Annotated in this window: 20 protein-coding genes and 1 tRNA gene; 10 read left to right on the forward strand and 11 right to left on the reverse strand. The window is 65.2% G+C overall.

The window, feature by feature from the left end; all coding sequences use genetic code 11:
• Positions 1-164 precede the first annotated feature (164 nt).
• The gene (panC, locus tag BUB39_RS16370) at positions 165-1,013 is read left to right on the forward strand and encodes a pantoate--beta-alanine ligase (protein WP_073055344.1); all 849 of its coding nucleotides are present in this window, start codon (positions 165-167) and stop codon (positions 1,011-1,013) included.
• On the opposite strand, the gene BUB39_RS16375 is transcribed toward panC, so the two are convergent.
• On the reverse strand, positions 1,014-1,454 hold the full coding sequence (locus tag BUB39_RS16375; protein ID WP_073055666.1) for a DUF1489 family protein: 441 nt from the start codon (positions 1,452-1,454) through the stop codon (positions 1,014-1,016).
• 101 nt (positions 1,455-1,555) lie between these two features.
• On the opposite strand from BUB39_RS16375, the gene BUB39_RS16380 reads away from it, so the two are divergent.
• From BUB39_RS16380 to BUB39_RS16395, 4 genes are read left to right on the forward strand one after another with little or no spacing between them, the layout of a single operon-like run.
• On the forward strand, positions 1,556-1,771 hold the full coding sequence (locus BUB39_RS16380) for a hypothetical protein (protein ID WP_073055346.1): 216 nt from the start codon (positions 1,556-1,558) through the stop codon (positions 1,769-1,771).
• A gap of 37 nt (positions 1,772-1,808) precedes the next feature.
• A complete protein-coding gene (locus tag BUB39_RS16385; protein ID WP_073055348.1) occupies positions 1,809-2,513 on the forward strand; it encodes a DUF599 domain-containing protein in 705 nt (234 codons plus the stop codon).
• On the forward strand, positions 2,510-2,779 hold the full coding sequence (locus BUB39_RS16390) for a DUF3253 domain-containing protein (RefSeq protein ID WP_073055351.1): 270 nt from the start codon (positions 2,510-2,512) through the stop codon (positions 2,777-2,779). The genes BUB39_RS16385 and BUB39_RS16390 overlap by 4 nt, the downstream gene beginning before the upstream one ends.
• Positions 2,776-3,198 (forward strand): GFA family protein, encoded by a 423-nt coding sequence (locus BUB39_RS16395; protein WP_073055353.1) that lies wholly within the window; start codon positions 2,776-2,778, stop codon positions 3,196-3,198. The genes BUB39_RS16390 and BUB39_RS16395 overlap by 4 nt, the downstream gene beginning before the upstream one ends.
• Positions 3,199-3,207: 9 nt before the next feature.
• Here the strand turns inward: BUB39_RS16395 and BUB39_RS16400 are convergent, their stop codons facing one another.
• From BUB39_RS16400 to BUB39_RS16430, 7 genes are all read right to left on the reverse strand, one after another.
• Entirely contained in the window at positions 3,208-3,999 is a 792-nt protein-coding gene (locus tag BUB39_RS16400; protein WP_073055355.1) for a YdcF family protein, read from the reverse strand.
• A 25-nt stretch (positions 4,000-4,024) separates the two neighbouring features.
• Complete coding sequence (locus BUB39_RS16405) at positions 4,025-4,864, reverse strand: aldo/keto reductase (RefSeq protein ID WP_244540273.1); 840 nt, start codon at positions 4,862-4,864, stop codon at positions 4,025-4,027.
• 83 nt (positions 4,865-4,947) lie between these two features.
• Entirely contained in the window at positions 4,948-6,099 is a 1,152-nt protein-coding gene (locus BUB39_RS16410) for a GGDEF domain-containing protein (RefSeq protein WP_073055357.1), read from the reverse strand.
• Positions 6,100-6,174: 75 nt separating this feature from the next.
• A complete protein-coding gene (locus BUB39_RS16415) occupies positions 6,175-7,335 on the reverse strand; it encodes a DegT/DnrJ/EryC1/StrS family aminotransferase (protein WP_084527487.1) in 1,161 nt (386 codons plus the stop codon).
• On the reverse strand, positions 7,335-8,291 hold the full coding sequence (locus BUB39_RS16420; RefSeq protein ID WP_175561886.1) for a Gfo/Idh/MocA family protein: 957 nt from the start codon (positions 8,289-8,291) through the stop codon (positions 7,335-7,337). Before BUB39_RS16420 ends, BUB39_RS16415 begins: the two co-directional genes overlap by 1 nt.
• Before the next feature lie 153 nt (positions 8,292-8,444).
• Entirely contained in the window at positions 8,445-9,878 is a 1,434-nt protein-coding gene (mgtE, locus tag BUB39_RS16425; protein WP_073055362.1) for a magnesium transporter, read from the reverse strand.
• 227 nt (positions 9,879-10,105) lie between these two features.
• Positions 10,106-10,190: transfer RNA gene (locus BUB39_RS16430), tRNA-Leu, on the reverse strand.
• Between the two features lie 159 nt (positions 10,191-10,349).
• On the opposite strand from BUB39_RS16430, the gene lipB reads away from it, so the two are divergent.
• Both lipB and BUB39_RS16440 read left to right on the forward strand, forming a co-directional pair.
• Positions 10,350-11,075 carry a lipoyl(octanoyl) transferase LipB gene (gene lipB / locus BUB39_RS16435; protein WP_073055365.1) on the forward strand — a complete coding sequence of 242 codons (726 nt, stop codon included), beginning with the start codon at positions 10,350-10,352 and terminating at the stop codon, positions 11,073-11,075.
• 210 nt (positions 11,076-11,285) lie between these two features.
• Complete coding sequence (locus BUB39_RS16440) at positions 11,286-12,323, forward strand: glycosyltransferase family 2 protein (RefSeq protein WP_073055367.1); 1,038 nt, start codon at positions 11,286-11,288, stop codon at positions 12,321-12,323.
• A 98-nt stretch (positions 12,324-12,421) separates the two neighbouring features.
• On the opposite strand, the gene BUB39_RS16445 is transcribed toward BUB39_RS16440, so the two are convergent.
• Positions 12,422-12,703: an acylphosphatase gene (locus BUB39_RS16445; RefSeq protein WP_073055369.1), complete on the reverse strand. Its 282-nt coding sequence runs from the start codon at positions 12,701-12,703 to the stop codon at positions 12,422-12,424.
• A 2-nt stretch (positions 12,704-12,705) separates the two neighbouring features.
• The gene (locus BUB39_RS16450; RefSeq protein ID WP_073055372.1) at positions 12,706-13,371 is read right to left on the reverse strand and encodes an HAD family hydrolase; all 666 of its coding nucleotides are present in this window, start codon (positions 13,369-13,371) and stop codon (positions 12,706-12,708) included.
• Positions 13,372-13,624: 253 nt separating this feature from the next.
• On the opposite strand from BUB39_RS16450, the gene BUB39_RS16455 reads away from it, so the two are divergent.
• A complete protein-coding gene (locus BUB39_RS16455; protein WP_073055672.1) occupies positions 13,625-14,779 on the forward strand; it encodes a ceramide glucosyltransferase in 1,155 nt (384 codons plus the stop codon).
• A gap of 31 nt (positions 14,780-14,810) precedes the next feature.
• Here the strand turns inward: BUB39_RS16455 and BUB39_RS16460 are convergent, their stop codons facing one another.
• Positions 14,811-16,814: an acetyl-CoA carboxylase biotin carboxylase subunit gene (locus tag BUB39_RS16460; protein ID WP_073055674.1), complete on the reverse strand. Its 2,004-nt coding sequence runs from the start codon at positions 16,812-16,814 to the stop codon at positions 14,811-14,813.
• A gap of 227 nt (positions 16,815-17,041) precedes the next feature.
• Here BUB39_RS16460 and BUB39_RS16465 point away from each other — a divergent pair, with 227 nt between their 5' ends.
• Positions 17,042-17,980, forward strand: coding sequence for an alpha/beta fold hydrolase (locus tag BUB39_RS16465; RefSeq protein WP_073055374.1), 939 nt, complete (start codon positions 17,042-17,044; stop codon positions 17,978-17,980).
• Positions 17,977-18,573, forward strand: a complete 597-nt coding sequence (locus BUB39_RS16470; protein WP_073055376.1) for a short chain dehydrogenase — start codon at positions 17,977-17,979, stop codon at positions 18,571-18,573. The genes BUB39_RS16465 and BUB39_RS16470 overlap by 4 nt, the downstream gene beginning before the upstream one ends.
• Positions 18,574-18,575: the final 2 nt, after the last annotated feature.

The following is an 18,575-nucleotide window of genomic DNA, read 5'->3' on the forward strand; positions in this document are numbered from 1 at the left end:
ACATCTCCCAACAGGCTACACGACGCAGCCGCGTTCAACACATGCGGCGTCCGGGCGGGCGCTGCAATGGGCACAAGGGACGCACGAAGCCGGCGACGGTTCCAGCCCCTTTCCATCGTTCGGGAATCGCGCGACAGAAGCAGGCAATCCCGCGAGGTATCGCCATGATCCATCCCCCCATTCTTCTCCGCACGATTTCCGATCTCCGCGCCAATACGGCGAGCTGGCATTCAGAGGGCCTGACGGTCGGCATGATCCCGACCATGGGCGCGCTGCATGACGGCCATCTGGCGCTGGTGACCGAGGCGCGTCGCCGGGTCGACCGCATCGTCGCGACCATTTTCGTCAATCCGGCGCAGTTTGCGCCCACCGAGGATTTCGGCGCTTATCCGCGCACCGAGGCGAGCGATGTCGAGATGCTCGCCGCGCTGGGGGTCGAGGCCGTGTTCGCGCCGGCGGCACGCGAAATGTATCCAGAAGGTCATGCGACGACGATTTCGGTCGCTGGGCCTGCGCTCGGTCTCGAAACCGACTTCCGGCCGCACTTCTTCACCGGTGTCGCGACGGTGGTCGGCAAGCTGCTCATCGGCGGTTTCCCCGACATCGCGATGTTCGGGGAAAAGGATTATCAGCAATTGCTGGTCGTCCGGCAGATGGTGGCCGACCTGCATCTGCCGACCGAGATCGTCGGGCTGCCGACTGTGCGCGAGGCTGACGGCCTCGCCCTCTCCTCGCGCAACGCCTATCTTTCGGCCGAGGAACGGCGCACCGCCGCTCGGCTTCCGGCGGTGCTGCAGCAGACGGCAACCGCTATCCGATCCGGCACCGACGCCGCGGAAGCCTGCGCGACGGGCCGCGCGGCCCTCGAGGCTGCCGGCTTCCGGCCCGATTATCTCGAACTGCGCAATTCCGAGACGCTGGCTGCGCCCATCCCCTGCAGCTCCGAGCCGCTGCGCCTTCTGGTCGCCGCCTGGCTCGGGAAGACGCGGCTCATCGACAATATCGCGGTCTAGCTAGAGCAGACCAAGCTCGGCGAGTTCGGCCTTCAGGGCAGCGGGCATTTCGTCGCCCGCTCCGCCGCCGAGGGAAGCGAGATCGCGGGGCGCGTCCTTGTCGAGCAGGTAGCGCCAGCCCTGGAACGGACGCTTCGGCTGCCATTCGGTGAGGATGACCGCCGGATCGAACACGATCTCGCAGCGTTCGATGCCATCGGCACCCGTCACGGCCCGGAGGTCGGTGATGCGCTGTCGGCACTGGACCTGGCCCTTGACCACCCAATAAAGCGATCCGCCGTCAAGGATCTCGTCGATGCGGCGCGGCGTCATCCGCGTCACATGCGTATCCTCGGCCGGGATGCCGAGCGCGCGCTTGCGGGCAAGGTCCTGCTCGATCCAGTCGACGATCTCATCGACTGTCTCGACCCCGACGCAGAGCTTGATCATGTGGAGCGGCATGTCCAGACCCTCGGCTTCCGCAGCCACGCGGTCAAACGGAGGCTGCCATTTTTCCACAGAGGCGACTATGACGAAGGGACATCGCCACGAAGATGAGAGTCATGACCAACCTACCACCCGCCAACCTGCCGCCCTCCGACCTTCACCTCATGGCCAGCCGCGTGGCGACGATCGGCATCGTGGCCGGCCTCGTGCTGACGGCAGTTGGGATGATGCTGCGCTCGCCGGTCGCGGGCGGCGCGGGGTTGGTTATACTGGCTGTGCTGGTGATCTTCCGTGTTCAGATCGCCCGCCTGCTCATGCGGAGCCGTTCGTGACGCGCCGCCGCGACAGGCCCAGCGAGGGAGCGTGTCGATGCTGAACACGGCCTCGGCCATCGACGTCGTCGCGGTCGCCTGGTTCGTCGGCGCGTGGCTCGTCTATTCCCTGATCATCTGGCGGTTCTCGATAACGGGCCGATCGCTTTCCTCGGCCATGGACCATCAGCGTCGCCAATGGATGCACACCATGGCGCGCCGCGACCTCAGGATGATCGATACCGGGATTATGAGCGGGTTGCAGAATGGCACCGCCTTCTTCGCCTCGACCTCGCTGATCGCCATCGGCGGCGGCTTCGCGCTGCTGAACTCCACCGATCAGGTCTACGGCGTGCTGCGCGACCTCTCGATGTCGGAAGCAGCGCCGCGGGGCCTTTTCGAGGTCAAGGCGATCGGCCTCATCCTCATCTTCGGCTTCGCCTTCTTCGAATTCGGCTGGTCTTATCGGCTGTTCAATTATGCCTCGATCCTGGTCGGCGCGACTCCTTCGGCCGCGCATGCCGGCGAGACCGAGGCGATCGCCGCCGCCGACCGCGCTGCGACCTTCACTATTGCCGCCGGCCGGCATTTCAACCATGGCCTTCGCGCGTTCTTCTTCGCCGTCGGCTATCTTGGATGGTTCATCAATGGCTGGGTCTTGATCGCCACCACCAGCCTCATCCTGATCATGCAGCTCTATCGGCAATTCATGTCCCCCGCCGCGCGCACCGTGATCGAAGCCGCACAAAGGAACCGCACATGACAAGCGCCGCCGAAATCGAGGCGCAGATGCGCCAGCGCCTCCTTGGCCTCGACGAGGGCCGCAGCATCGACCCGACGGAACTCGCCCGCGCGCTGGCCGGACCCGACGAGAAGGTCTGGCGGCGTCTGATGGGCCCCATCCGTGGCACCGCGATCCGTCTCGCGCTCGCGGGCGATGCGACGATCCTGCGCAAGGGCAAGCAGGCCGATCCGAATGACTTCAAGGGCGTCTACCGGATCGGGCGGCCTTCGGAGGCAGTCGAATGACTGAAACGGGCGACACCGCGCCGCGGCGCCTCGCTGGCGGCTGCCTTTGCGGCGCGGTGCGCTACGGCGTCGACGACGCGTTTCTCTATGCCGTGAACTGCCATTGCTCGAATTGCCGCCGCACGACAGGCTCCGCCTTCAAGCCTTTCGCGGGCATCGGCAGCGAGCGGCTCGAACTCACTACCGGGGCAGACAACATCCTGCGCTATGGGGGGCATGAAGCGCATGACGTCCACTGCCGGACATGTGGTTCCCTGCTCTATTCTCTGCTCAATCACGGCGCGCGCATCCATCTGGCAATGGGCACGCTTTCCGACGCACCGTCGATCCGGCCGAGCGCCCATATCTTCGTGGGCTCGAAAGCACCCTGGTACGACATCACCGACGACCTGCCGCAGTTTGAAGGCCATGCCAGCTGACGGCGGAGCTCAGGGCGCCGGAAAGAGCGCATCGGTGCGCCCGAACAGACGATAGGCGAGAAGCCCGACCCACTCCTTGGCCGCGACATCGACCATGGTCAGGCCGTAGGACGCGCGGGGCATCAAGATCGAAAGATCCTGCGGTCCGGCGGTGCGATAATCAGTCGGCCAGGCGATGACCGGCCAGCCGGCGGCCCTGAACGTGCCGACGGAGCGCGGCATGTGCCAGGCGGATGTGACCAGCAACCAGCGCTCGCCGGGCTTCGGATCGATCAGCGCTTTGGAAAAGCGCGCGTTTTCGGCCGTATCGCGACTTTGATCCTCGACGACCAGCCTTTCCGGCGGGATGCCCATCTCGGAGAAGAAGCGGCGCGCCGCATCAGCCTCGGTCGGCCCGTCGGGCGTCAGGCTCGCGATGCCACCCGTGAAGACGAGCTTCGCGTCGGGATGGCGCCGTGCGAGGGCGACGCCTTCGGTCAGTCGCTCGCCGGCTTCGGTCAATGTGGTGACGCCGCGGGCAGCGCCAATCGACTGGTCGATGCCGCCTCCCAGAACGATGATGCCCGCCACAGGACCATCTGGCTCCGTGCGCGGAAAACGGTCCTCCAGCGGCAGCATCATCAAGATGCCGAGCGGCAGCAGGCCAGCCACGAACAGCCCGACGGTTGCCAGCATCATGGCGAGCGCTCCGCCACGGGTGCGGCCAAAGCCGATCGCCACGACGCCCGCGAGAAGGATGAGGATCAGCGCCGTCGATGGTTGCACGACGAACCAGATGACCTTGGCGGCGATGAAGAACATCAGATCGACCCCCGGTCTGCCTCTTCTATCGGTCCCATTCGGGCGCGAAGGGCGGATCGCAGATGCGACGCCCCTCGACGCCAAGGCCGTCGAGCGCCGCCATGTCGCTATCATCGAGACTGAAGCCGAAGATATCGAGGTTCTGGCGCATCCGGACCGGACGAGAACTCTTCGGTATCGTGACGCAGCCCTTCTGGAACTGCCAGCGCAGGATGACCTGCGCGGGCGCGCGACCGATGCGAGTGGCGATGTCCTGCACCAGCGGCTCGTCGAGCGCTTCGGCATGGCCAAGCGGGCAATAGGAAACGAAGGCGATGCCATGGCGGGCCATCGCCGCGCGCAACGTCGTCTGGTCGAGATAGGGGTGATGCTCGCACTGATTGGCGACGATCGGTTCGTCGCTGGCTGCCACCGCCTCGTCGAGCAGGCTGACAGTGTAGTTCGAGACGCCGATGTGACGCGTGAGGCCGCGCCGCTTGGCAGCGCCGAGCGCGCGGATGGTCTCGGCGGCGCTCAACGAGCGGCTCGGCCAATGGATCAGAAGGAGATCGACGCGATCAAGCCTCAGCCGCGACAGGCTGCCCTCGACGGCGCGCAGCAAGGCACTCTCCTCGAGTTCGTCAGAGGGAATCTTTGTGGTGACGAAGATATCGTCGCGGGCGACGCCCGCTTTGCGGATGCCCTCGCCGACCTCGACCTCATTGCCATAGGAGATCGCCGTATCGATATGGCGGTATCCCGCCTCGATCGCCGCGGCCACGGCACCGGCGCCCGCTTCGCCGGTCAGGCCGTAGGTGCCGAGGCCGACAGCTGGGATCAATGCGCCCTGGCTCGCGATCGAGGGTGCGGCGACAGGGGACATCATCGGCTTCTCCAGCTTGCTTCGGAACGGGCCGGCACTGTCCTTGGCCGATGCGCTGCCGTCAAGCTGTGGCGCTAGCCGCGATTCTATTCGGCGGCCTGCCAGACAAGGTCGCGCCCGCCGCGCTTCGCCGCATAAAGCGCCTCGTCAGCACGGATCATCATGGTCTCAAGCGGTGCCCGCGCGCCCCGCGACGCAGAAATCCCTGCACAGGCCGTCGCCGCCACCTTGATGCCATCGAGCAAAGCGGTCCGCCGGGCGAATTCGGCACGCACCTGCTCCGCCAGAAGAGCCGCCCCCTCCCGGTCAGCGCCGACGATCAGCGCCGCGAATTCCTCTCCGCCGAGACGTCCCACAGGATCGCTCGGGCGCAGCACATGGCGGGCCGCGTCCGCAAAGGCGACCAGGGTTCGGTCACCAACGGCATGGCCGAATGTGTCGTTGATATCCTTGAAGAAATCGATATCGAAGGTCAAAAGCGCAATATTGTTGCCAGCGAGGCGGGCGGCTTCGACCATCGCCTCGGCCTCTTCCAGAAAGGCGCCGCGGTTGAGGAGACCCGTCAACGCATCGAGCGCGGCCTTTCGGGTCAGAACCAGCTCCCGGCGTTCCTGGGTCAGGCCGAGGCCACAGATCAGGATACCGAACAGCACCACCAGCGGCTCCAGCAGACCCACCCCGACGAAGAGCCGGTCGAGCGAGAGCGCGCCATGGATGCCAATCCACAAGGCGAAAAGAGCTCTGACCAGCGTGAACCCGGCGTGCAGGAAGCAGAGCACCGCCATCGGTTTTCGGGCGGAAAGCTGATCCGAACCCCGGCGCCAGACCTCGCGGCCGAGCAGCGCGCTGAGCCCGCCCGAGAGCATCGAGGCCACGGCGACGCGATAGGGCTCGGACTGCAGGACGGCCGGGACCAGACAAGCGAGCAGCCAGATGGCGGGTGCAATGACAATGGCAAGGCGCCACGGTGGATGTCCCGTGAAAACGCGAACCCCGCTCAGCGCAAGACCAAGCGCCGCGAGGATCAGCGCATTGGCGATCTGGATCGAAAGGAAGTTGGGGATCAAGCCGCGGAAGGCGAGCCCGACGACCCCTGCGCCACCTAGGACGCAGGCAACGCCCCAGTAGAGGACATGTCCTTCGTGTCGCGAGCGAAGCCAACGCGTGCCGAGCGCTGCCCCTGAAATGAGGGAAACGCCTGCCAGCACGAACAACAGCGTGGTCGGATCCAGCGACATGCGGGCAGTCTATAGCACTGCCTTTGCCGGAATTGTCTCATGAATTCTGCGCGCCAGCGCCGAATTTGAATGCATTCAGCCCTGGCGGACGTGCCGCGTCACGGCGTCGATGACCCGGTCGACTTCCTCGTCGGTCAGATCGGGATTCATCGGGATGCTCAGCACCGTTTCCGCGAGTCGTTCGGAAACCGGCAGCGGCCGCTTGGCAACCTCGGCGAAGGCCGGATGATGATGCAGTGCCACACGGTAGAACAGCGCGTTACCGATGCCCTCGGCGTCCAGTGCCGCCTTGAGAGCGTCGCGTCCATCCAGCGTCACCGTGTAGAGTGCATTGGCCGACAGCGAGCCCGCCGGCCGTGCCTGCACACCGACCAGACCCGACAGCGCAGCATCATAACGGCGCGCGATCGCGTCGCGGCGGTTCAGCTCGTCCTCGAAAATCTCGAACTTCGCCAGCAGTATGGCGGCCTGGATCGTGTCGAGCCGGCCGGTGAGTCCGTTGCGAACCGCGACATCGCCGGTGCCCTGCCGACCATGCGAGCGCAGGGTGCGCACGGCATCGGCGATCGTATCGTCATCGGTCAGGATCGCGCCGCCATCGCCATAGCAGCCGAGCGGCTTGGTCGGATAGAAGCTCGTGGCGGAGATGGGCGCCATGCCGCCGACGCGGCGGTTGCCGGATCGACCACCGAAGCTCTGGGCGGCGTCTGAGAACACCGTCATGCCATGCCCGGCAGCGATCTTGCCGATCGCCTCATAGTCGGCCGGCAGGCCGTAGAGATCCACGGGGATGACAGCGCGCGGCTTAAGACGGCCTTCCGCCTCGACTTCGGCGATGGCGCGCTCGAGATCGGCCGGGTCGATGTTGAAGGTCGAGGGATCGACGTCGACGAAGACGGGGGTCGCATTGACCGAACAGACGGCGCCAGCGGTTGCAGCGAAGGTGAAGGCCGGCACGAAGACCGCATCGCCCGGACCAACGCCCAGCGCCATCAGCCCGATCATCAGCGCGTCGCGGCCGCTCGAAACGCCGATGGCATGCGGAACGCCGGCAAAGGCGGCGAGCTGGTTTTCGAGCTGCTCGACTTCCGGACCGAGAATGAACTGGCCGTGGCTCAGCACGGCATCAACGCGGGCCCGCACCTCGTCATGGATCCGGCGCTGCTGCCGCTGCAGATCGAAGAAGGCGACGCGACCGGACGCGACCGTCACGGCAGGGCGGGACTGGGAGACCATCAGGACGACACTCCGTTCATCGAATATTCAAGGGCCGGCGAAGGCCCCTTGATCGCGCGCGTGATGCGCTCGGCGACGTCCAGCGCGCGCAGGCCCGCCTCGCCGTCAACGACGGGAGCGTGCCGCCGCGCGACGGCGTCAAGGAAGGAATCGATCTCAAGCGCGAGATTGTCGCTCGGAGGAACGGCAATCTCATGGCGGTCATCCGAGCCATTCGCCGTCCAGGAAACGGTGCGCGCAGCGAGGTCGGCGACGAGCACGCGGCCGGGGTCAACAACGCGGATGGTCCGTTCCTGCCGGTCCGCGATGCGGCTCGCATGGAGATGCGCCACCGCGCCGTTCTCGAAGCGCAGCAAAGCATGCGCGAAATCGTTGGTTGGCGCGCGAACGGCCGCACCGATCGCCTCGACCGACAAAACGGGTGAGCCGACGAGCGCCAGGACCAGGTCAATGTCGTGGATCATCAGATCGAGAACGACATCGACGTCGACCGCCCTGCCCTTCCACGGACCGATACGCGTCAACTCGACGACCCGCGGATCGCGCGCTGCACGGGAGAGTTCCCCGAAAACAGGCGAGAAGCGCTCGATATGGCCGACCTGAAGCACGACGCCGGCCGCTGCCGCCCGGCTGATCAGATCGCGCGCGGCTTCCGGCGAATCGGCGATCGGCTTCTCGATCAGCACATGGATGCCGGCATCCAGAAGATCGCCGGCGACGGCGTGATGGAGCGAGGTCGGCACAGTGATCGAGACGGCGTCGACCCGGCCGATGAGATCACGATGATCAAAAAGCGGCTCGGCGCCATGGTCCGCGGCGACCGAGTCCGCCCGGCTGTGATCGGCATCCACGACGGCAACGAGACGCGCCTTCGAATTGGCGGCGTGCTGGCGCGCATGGAACGAACCGAAATAGCCGAGGCCGACGACGCCCGTCCTGATCTCGCCCTGATTCAATCCGCGCCAATCCCTCGATCTGGAGGCGCAATGGAGTCCGCGCCGCATTCCGGCTCTCGTCTAGCGCTTTTTGCGGCGTTGTCGACGCTCTCGGTCAAAAGTCGGGTCACATTTTGCCGAGCAGGGAAACAATGCGCGAAGGCTGGCGGAGCTCTAGCCGCTCGAGAAACCGAACCAGAGCGCCGCGAAGCCGAGGAACGAGAAGAACCCAACAAGGTCGGTGACCGTCGTGACGAAGGCACCGGAGGCAATGGCGGGATCGAATTTCAGCTTGTTGATGGCAAGCGGGATCAAGATGCCACCCAAGGCAGCTGCCACGAGATTGACCACCATCGCGGCGGCAATGACGACGCCGAGATCGACGATCCCGAAACGGAAGATGGCGACCGCCGCCACGATCGAGGCGAAGAAGACGCCGTTGAGGAGGCCGACGATCAGTTCACGTCCGACGACGCGGCTCATATTGTGAGGCCCGAGCTCACGCGTCGCGAGCGCACGCACGGCGACGGTCATGGTCTGCGTGCCGGCATTGCCGCCCTGGCTTGCGACGATCGGCATGAGAACGGCGAGCGCCACCATCTTCTGCAGCTCCTGCTCGAAGAGACCGATGACGCTGGAGGCAAGGATGGCGGTGCCGAGATTGATGCAGAGCCATGGCAGGCGGCTGCGCGCAATCGACCAGACGCGGTCCGACACCTCTTCGTCACCGACGCCGCCGAGACGCTTGATGTCCTCGTCGGCCTCTTCCTCGATGACGTCGACGGCGTCGTCGATGGTCATGATGCCGACGAGCCGATCGGCCTCGTCGACGACGGCGGCAGAGATCAGGTTGTAGCGCTGGAATTGGCGGGCGACCGAGGACAGATCGTCGGTGGCATGCACCACCGTCGCGTCCTCATCGACGATTTCCGACATCTTGACCGGCCGGCGGCTGCGCAGCAGACGGTCGAGCGGCACGCGGCCGAGCAGCCGGAAGGCCGGATCGACGACGAAGACCTCGTGGAAGGTCTCGGGAAGTTCCTCGGCGTCGCGCATGTAGTCGATCGTCTGGCCGACGGTCCAGAACGGCGCGACCGCGATGAACTCGGTCTGCATACGCCGGCCGGCGCTGTCCTCTGGAAAATCGAGGCTTCGCTTCAGGGCCAGCCGTTCGACAGACGGAATCTGCGCGAGAATCTCGTCGCGGTCTTCTTTGTCGAGATCCTCGAGAATATAGACCGCGTCGTCGGAATCGAGCTCGCTGATGCCTTCGGCCACCGTCTCGGATGGCAGATCCTCGAGAATCTCGACGCGGGTTGCCTCGTCGAGTTCGGTCAGGGCTGTGAAGTCGAAGGAATCGCCGAGGAGCTGGATCAGCGCCGGGCGCTGATCCGGGTCGAGCTGTTCAAGGATGGCGCCAACATCGGCCTCGTGCAGGTCCTCCGTCAGGCTGCGTGCCGCAGCGGCGTCGCCGCCATCGATTGCCGCGACGAGCGCATCCAGGAAGTCCGACGAGAGATTGTCGTTCTCGTCACGAAGCGGCGGCAGGACAAAGCCCGGCGTCTCGTCTCGCTCGATGGTCGTCGGCTCGGTCGCCGGATCGGTCATGGAACCTCCGCTTGGGAAGGACGAGATGGATTTTCGAGGGAGGTCTCGCGTCGAGACTTAGCGGGCACGGCGGGCTGCGGCAAAGGAAAAACCGGGCGCTATGCCGCAATGCAAACGCTTCATCACAGCCTGTCGTTCCATTGCCCCGGTCAAGGTACACGGCGCGACGCCAGAAACGAAAACGGCGACCCGAGGGTCGCCGTTTTCGCGAGGATTTCTTCGGGTTCTGGTGCGGTCGAGAAGACTCGAACTTCCACGCCTTGCGGCACAGCGACCTCAACGCTGCGCGTCTACCAATTCCGCCACGACCGCGGAACCCGAGCCGGCGAACCGGCGCGGCGTCGATGTAGCAAAACCCCCGGGTGGTTACAAGCACGCATTCATCGACGCTCGACAGCCATGTGGATAGTGTCGCAATGCGACAGCGCGATCGATGCGGAAATCCGCTGTGCGCTCGACTATATGTAGGCGATGGACGCCCCCGCCAAGCCGAACCCGATCTCTCGCGATGCCCTCGACGCCTCGATGCTGCCGAAGTCCGGCAGCCCGCCAGTCGAATGGGTGATCGCCGATGCGCCTGTCGCCTATCCGGATGCGATCGCCGAGATGGAAGCGTGCGTCGCGCTGATCGCGGCGGGCGAGGCACCGGAACGGGTCTGGCTCGTCGAGCATCCCCCGCTTTATACGGCCGGCACAAGCGCCAAGGCCGAGGATCTCGTGGCGCCCGGGCGGTTTCCCGTCTTCGAAACGGGGCGCGGCGGCCAGTTTACCTATCACGGCCCCGGCCAGCGCGTTGCCTATGTCATGCTTGACTTGACGCGGCGACGGCAGGATCTGCGCCTGTTCGTCGCCAGCCTCGAAAACTGGATCATTGCCACGCTGGCGGATTTCAACGTCACGGGCGAGCGTCGCGACGACCGGGTCGGCGTCTGGGTGCGCCAGCCGGAACGCGGCATCGGCGCGGAGGCGAAGATCGCCGCCATCGGCATCCGCGTCCGTCGCTGGGTGACGTTTCACGGCATCTCGCTGAATGTCGATCCCGAGCTTTCGCATTTCGACGGAATAGTGCCCTGCGGCGTGCGTGAGCACGGCGTCACCAGCCTTGCCGATCTCGGACGCATCATCTCGATGACGGAGACCGATTCGGCCCTCCGGGCGGAATTCGAGACGCTGTTCGGGCCGACGGTGGCGGCCTGATAACTTCTGATCCATAGGCGGACAGATTCGAGAGCGAGGGCTGCGAAGAGAATTCGGGCCAGCTTGTCGTATCGCCTCGCGATGCATCGGAAGTATTTGAGATCCCAGAAGAAGCAGTCGATGAGGTTGCGCTCACAGACTCGGCGCGATTTTATACCCTGCACTCCGGGCTATGCCGCCCGAGGCGGGGCCGGCAGGCGGGAGAGATGAATGGCCGAGACCGGCGACGAGGCGGCTGCGCTCGTCTCCCAATCCGGGCGGTTCGACGCGGGATGGTACGGACGCCTGCGCCCTCATCTCAATGGCGATACCGAGGCGCTCGCCGATTATCTCCGCCATGGCTGGCTCGCGGGTCTGTCGCCCTCCGCGCGCTTCGATCCCGCGGCCTATCGTGCAGCGAACCCGGATGTGGGCGAGGTCGATCCGCTGCTGCATTATGCGCGGGAGGGCCTGCAACAGGGACGACGCCTGAAGCCGGACACCGGCGACGCGGGCGCGCGTGACGGCATCTCGATGTCCATCATCCTGCCGACTCGGGACCGCGGATGGATCGTCGAAGAAGCCATTCATTCGGTTCTGGTGCAGACGCATCGCCGATTCGAGCTGATCGTCGTCGACGACGGTTCGAATGACGGCACCGCGGCACAGTTGCACGAGCGCCATGCGGACGACCTTGCCGAGGGGCGGATAGTGCTGATCGAGCTGCCGGAGCCGCGCGGCGTGTGCTATGCGCGGAATGTCGGGCTGGCTGCGGCGCGCTATCCCTGGATCGCCTATGTCGATTCCGACAATCTGGTCGAGCCGCATTTCCTAGAGACTTTCGCCGACGGCATTCTCGCCCATCCCGAAGCGCAGTGCTTCTACGCGGAGTTCTATCATCAGGGCAACCGACATCATCTCGGCCAGCCCTTCGACCGGGCATTGCTGCGGGCGAGCAACTACATCGATCTCGGCGCATTCGTCCACCATCGCGACTGCGTGGGCCGCTATGCCGGCTTCGACGAGGCGCTGCGGCGGCTGGTGGACTGGGACCTGATCCTCTCCTACACGCGCGATGTCTCGCCGGTTTTTCTTGACGAGCAGGTGATGCTCTATCGAGAGATCGGCGGAGAGGGGAGGATTACGTGGGCCGAACCGCTGGAAATTGCCCTGGCGTACGTGCGAGCCAAGCATGACATCAGGCCCGAGGAATATGCGTCGCCGGCGAAGCTGGAGGCCGACCCCGGCCCGCCTCACCCGAGCCTCTAGGCGCCGAGCCCTATTCGCACGATGTGAATTCCGGTTCGCGTGAAGAAAATGCGTAGAAGCTGAGCCTTTCCGGCGAATCGGAACTCACCGGAAAGGCGCTAGAGACTTGGCGCGACCAGGAACGGGCCTTCGGTCGCAGGCGGCTCGGCAACGATCTGCACGGCCTCAACGGCAGCAAAGGGAGGGCCTCGGCGGCAGGCGTCCAGCATTTCGGTGACGACGGTCTCTTCGCCTGAGAAAAGAGCCTCGACGCTGCCGTCGCGGCGATTGCGAACCCAGCCGGAAAGACCGAGCGTCACCGCTTGCTGCTCGACGAAGGCGCGGTAGCCGACGCCCTGGACACGCCCCGTGACGGAGACCTGCACCGTCCGCCGCGCCATTGTCAGAGCCCCAGTTCGGCCGACACGGCAGGGACGAGCGCCGGCACGTCGTGGACGATCAGGTCAGGCGGCGTCTCCTCGAATTCCTCGGCCGAGCCGTAGCCCCAGCCCACGGCGATCACCTTGATGCCGTTTTTCCGCGCGCCGTCGATGTCATGGCGTCGGTCGCCGATCATGACGCAGCGGCTCCGGTCGATGGCCTCGCTTTCGAGCACATGCGTGATCAGATCGGCCTTGTTGGAGCGCGTGCCATCCATTTCGGAGCCATGAACGCGGACGAAGAAGGAGCCGAGCCCGAAATGCTCGATGATCCGCTCGCAGAAAAGGCGGGGCTTGGAACTGGCGACGAAGAGCTGGACCCCGACATTCTTCAGATTCGCCAGCATCTCGGGAATGCCGTCGAAGACTTTGTTCTCGTAAAGCCCGATCGGCGCATAGCGGTCGCGGTAATGCGCCAGCGCCTCCTTTGCGAGCAGCGGATCGCCACCGAGCATCGCCGCGAAGCTGGCTTCGAGCGGTGGACCGATCGCGGCGCGCAGCGTGATCTCGTCGACAGGCGGGCGCCCCAGCTTGTCGATCGCGTAGAGAATCGATCCGCTGATTCCGGGATAGGGATCGGTCAGCGTGCCGTCGAGATCGAACAATGCGGTGGGCGCGAAGGGGGTCATCGGTTCCTTTCCCGCCGAAACGGCGGATTTCCGTGCCGGAGAAATGGCGGTTTCGTCCGGTTTCGCGGGTGGGTCTTGCACGTGGAGCAACCCTCCGTCTAGTTATTCGTTGTCGTCATCAGGGCGTAACTTAGGTCAGTCACCTCCTTTCAGCCGAAGGGCCTCTGCCCGAACGGCGGCAGTGTCGGGAAGTCAGCCAGAAAATGAAGCGCGCCTCGCATACCGTCCGTTGTCCTTGGTTCCGGTCAGCGCCATGACCGACGACATCATCACTGGGCTCGTCTGGCTCGCGGCCGCCTTTGCCGTCATCACGGCTGGTGTTCATTTCATCAGCATTCTCGTCGTGACATTGCGTGGCCGGATCGCCGTCACGCGCATCCCCGCCAAGCTGCCGGCGCATCCGCCCGTCTCGATCCTGCGACCGGTCTGCGGCCTTGAGAACTCCATTGAGGAAACGCTGCGCTCCGGCTTCACGGTCGACTATCCCGACTTCGAGATGATCTTCTGCGTCGCCAAGGATGACGATCCCGTCATCCCGCTGGTCCGCCGCGTCATGGCGGAAAATCCGCAGGTCCCGACGCGCATCCTGATCGGTGACGACCGCATCAGCATCAATCCGAAGCTGAACAACCTCGTCAAAGGCTGGAAAGCGGCTCGGCACGACTGGATCGTGATGGCGGACAGCAATGTCCTCATGCCGCCGGATTATCTCGCCCGCATGCTCGACCGCTGGGTGCCCGGCACCGGGCTTGTCTGCTCGCCGCCGCTCGGCAGCGCGCCGGACGGCGCCTTCGGCGAGATCGAATGCGCTTTCCTCAACACCTTCCAGGCGCGCTGGCAGCTCTTCTCGGACGCGATCGGCAACGGTTTCGCGCAGGGCAAGTCGATGCTCTGGCGGCGGGAGAATCTGGATCGCCACGGATCGATCGAGGCGCTCGCGGCCGATCCGGCGGAAGACGCCGCTTCGACCAAAGTCATTCGGCGCGCCGGGCTCGACGTCCATCTCGTCCATCTGCCCTTCCCCCAGCCGATCGGCCGGCGCTCGCTGAAGGCCGTCTGGAGCCGCCAGCTTCGCTGGGCGCGTCTTCGCCGGGTGACGTTCCCGCTCTTTTTCTGCGCGGAACTGGTGGTTGGTGGCCTTTTTCCGATCCTTGCGATGGTGTTTCTCGCAGCCATAGGTGCCGTGGCGGGCTGGATGGTCGCGGCGTTCGCGGTTGCCTGGTATGGCGCCGAAGTGCTGATGGCGATCGGCCTCGGCTGGCGCTTCGGGGTGCGTCCGACCCTTGCCCTGATCGTCCGCGATCTGATGCTGCCCGCACTCTGGTTCGCGGCAGTGTCCGGCAGCGGTTTCGAGTGGCGCGGCAATCAGATGAACGTCAAGAAAGACAGCCTGCTCGCCGCCGAATAGCTGTTTCGGTCGGCACCGCCTGAGAGGCGCTTCAGACAAAGCGCATGATCTCGGCATCGACCGCAAGACTGTCGCCCGGCTTGACCTTGATGGTCTCGACGACGAGATCGCGCTCGGCACGAAGCACGTTTTCCATCTTCATCGCCTCGACGATCGCTAGCGTCTCGCCAGCCTTGACCGCCTGACCCTCGGCAACGGTGATCGCCATCACGAGCCCCGGCATCGGACAGAGCAGCGTCTTCGATGTGTCGGCGAGGCGCTTTTCCGGCATCAGGGCGTCGAGCGCGGCCACGCGGGGGCTCATGGCGCGTGCGACGACGTCTACCCCGCGATGTACCAGCCGCCAGCCGCCGCCGTTGCGCGCCACCTGAAGGGTCGCCGGCCGGCCGTTCACGCATCCGGACCAAAGTCGATCCCCCGGCGTCCAGGAAGCGGACAGGAAAACGTCTCGGCCGGTCTCCGTGGTGAAGGTCCAGTTGGAGCCGTCCTTGTCGCCCAGCGTCAACGCGATATCGGCACCGCCGATGCGGACGATCCAGTCACGACGGGGCTTGACGGCGCCTGGGCGAAGCCGACCCGGGAGAGTGGCGAGGCGCGCAGAGGCGGCGGCTTCCATCGATGCAGCGATGGCGGCGAGGCGCTCCAGCGTTTCGAGGTTTGGCACGACGCCCGTGAAGCCGCCCGGAAATTCATCGGCAATGAAGGCAGTCGACAACGCGCCTGATTGCCAGCGGGGATGCGTCATCAGGGCCGAGAGAAACGGCACATTGTGGCGAATGCCTTCGAGCTGAAAGGCGTCGAGCGCATCGGCCATGGCGTCGATTGCCGCCTGCCGTGTCGGAGCATGAGTGACGAGCTTCGCAATCATCGGATCGTAGTGGATCGAGATTTCCGAGCCCTCGACGACGCCGGTGTCATTGCGGATGGTGACGCCGTCGCGCGTGCCCTCGGAGGGGGGCCGGTAGCGCGTCAGCCGGCCGATCGACGGCATGAATTCGCGATAGGGATCCTCAGCATAGATACGGCTTTCGATCGCCCAGCCATCCAGCCGTACCTCATCCTGTGTGATGCGCAGCTTCTCGCCGGAGGCGACGCGGATCATCTCCTCGACAAGATCGAGCCCGGTGACCAGCTCCGTCACGGGATGCTCGACCTGCAGACGTGTGTTCATCTCAAGGAAGAAGAAGCTGCGATCCTGCCCGGCAACGAATTCGACCGTCCCGACCGAATCATAGCCGACCGCGCGGGCGAGCGCCGCAGCCTGCTCGCCCATTGCGCGCCGCGTCGCGGCATCGAGCAGCGGCGACGGCGCTTCCTCGATGACCTTCTGATTGCGGCGCTGGATCGAGCATTCGCGCTCGCCGAGATAGACGACATTGCCGTGCCTGTCGGCGAGAAGCTGGATCTCGACATGGCGCGGATCGGTGATGAACTTCTCAATGAAGACGCGGTCGTCTCCGAAGGAGGAACGCGCCTCCGAGGTCGCGGCACGAAAACCCTCGCGCACGGAGGCCTCGTCGCGAGCGATGCGCATGCCTTTGCCACCGCCGCCGGCCGAGGCCTTGATCATAACGGGAAAACCGATGTCGCGCGCAATGCGGGCCGCCTCCTCGTCGTCGGCGATGACGCCGAGATGACCGGGAACGGTTGAAACGCCCGCGGCCGCCGCGACGCGCTTTGATTCGATCTTGTCGCCCATGGCCGCCATCGCACGCGCGTTGGGACCGATGAAGGCGATGCCCGCAGCTTCCAGAGCCTCGGGAAAGGCCGGGCGCTCGGACAGGAAGCCATAGCCCGGATGCACCGCCTCGGCCCCGGACCGGCGCGCGGCGTCGACGATGCGGTCGATGACCAGATAAGACTGGCTAGCGGCGGCCGGCCCGATGGCGACGGCCTCGTCGGCCATCTCGACATGCAGCGCGTCGCGATCGGCTTCAGAATAGACCGCCACAGTCCGGATGCCGAGGCGGCGCGCAGTGCGGATCACACGGCAGGCAATCTCGCCACGGTTGGCGATCAGGATCTTGCCGAACATTCCACACCCCGCATTGCCGAAGCCGTTGTCTTCCAGCTCTTCCTTCACATCTTCTAGGGCGGGCCAGCCATTGCCGCAATCCGGCGCGCCGATAGGCGCTGCCATTTCAGGGCCGTGATTGTTCTGATAAGTTGAAGCTTGGGCGCGACGGCTGGGCTGGCGTTGCGCTCCGGGCGCGCCTTGGACATTGGATGTCGGGGCGCGATTGATTTTGGAGTGTGCCGCAAATGGCCCCGGTCAGCCGCATCCTGGTCGCAGCGTTCGCCATGGCGATCCTCGCTTTGCCGATGGCCGAACTTGGCTATGTTGGGGCGATGCCGATCCATCACCCTTTGCTGCCGAAGCCGGATCATGCGGGCTTCGCCTCGGTCAACGGCCTGAAGATCTGGTACGGGATCTATAATCCCAAGGGACCAGATCCGGTCATCCTGCTGCATGGTGGACTTGGCAGCTCGGTCGATTGGCGCAACCAGATTCCCGCGCTTGTCGGCAAGCACAAGGTGATCGTCGCGGACAGCCGCGGCCAAGGCCGCAGCACGCGTGCCGGGCAGCCCATCAGCTATGATCTGATGATGGGCGACGTGCTGGCATTGATGGATCATCTCAAGATCAAGAAGGCTGCCTTCGCCGGCTGGAGCGACGGCGGCATCATCGCGCTCGACATCGCGATCCATCATCCCGACCGTATCAGCAAGCTCTTCACCTATGGCGCCAATTTCAGCCCCGAGGGGCTTATTCCCGATCCGAGCGCGACGGCCATGTCCACACTGCGGATCGAGATGGCGAGCCTTGTCGACGAGCATGCCGAAACGGTCCGCGACGTGACCGAGATGTGGAACGAGGAGCCGGACTTCACGCCGGAGCAGCTTGGCAGCATCCATATCCCGACCATGATCGCAGACGGCGCGCACGAAGAGGCGATCAAGCCGGAACACACGCGCGAACTGGCCGAGATGATTCCCGGCGCCGAACTTGCGATCCTGCCGAATGTCGGCCATTCCGGGCTTCTCGAAGATCCGGCCGATTTCAACAAGCTGCTGGTCGGCTTTCTCGACGGCACGTCCCGCGCGCCGGCGGAGAACGCCGACCTCTCGAGCGCGCAGGCAGCGCCGACGCCATCCGTTTCCACTCGCGCAACCGAAACCACGACGGAACTTGCACCATGAAGATCCTTCTCGTCGGCGCGTCCGGCGTCCTCGGCTCGGCCATCGCGCAGGAGCTCGGCCCGCGCCATGAAATCATCCGCGCAGGCCGCAGCGGGGCGGATATCGCCGTAGACATCACCGATGCCAACGCCATTCGCGCGGCCTTCGAGAAGGTCGGTACCGTCGACGCCATCGTCTCCGCGGCCGGCAAGGTGAAATTCGCGCCGCTCGCGCAGATGTCGTCCGAGGATTATGGCGCTGGCATCGCCGACAAGCTCATGGGCCAGGTCAACCTAGTCCTGATCGGCCAGCGCTACCTGTCCGAGCGCGGCTCCTTCACCCTGACGAGCGGCGTGCTCTCGCATGACCCGATCGTCGCGGGATCGTCGGCCTCGATGGTGAATGGCGCCATCGACAGCTTCGTCCGCGCCGCCGCGATCGAATTGATGCCCCAGCGCATCAACGCGGTCAGTCCCGGCGTACTGACCGAATCGATGGCAGGATACGGCCCGTTCTTCCGCGGCCATGAGCCCGTGCCGGCGGCCCGCGCCGCCCTTGCCTTCTCCAAGAGCGTCGAAGGCGCGCTCACCGGCCAGGTCTTCTCGGTTCTCTGACA

This window comes from Kaistia soli DSM 19436 (assembly GCF_900129325.1).
GTDB lineage: Bacteria > Pseudomonadota > Alphaproteobacteria > Rhizobiales > Kaistiaceae > Kaistia > Kaistia soli.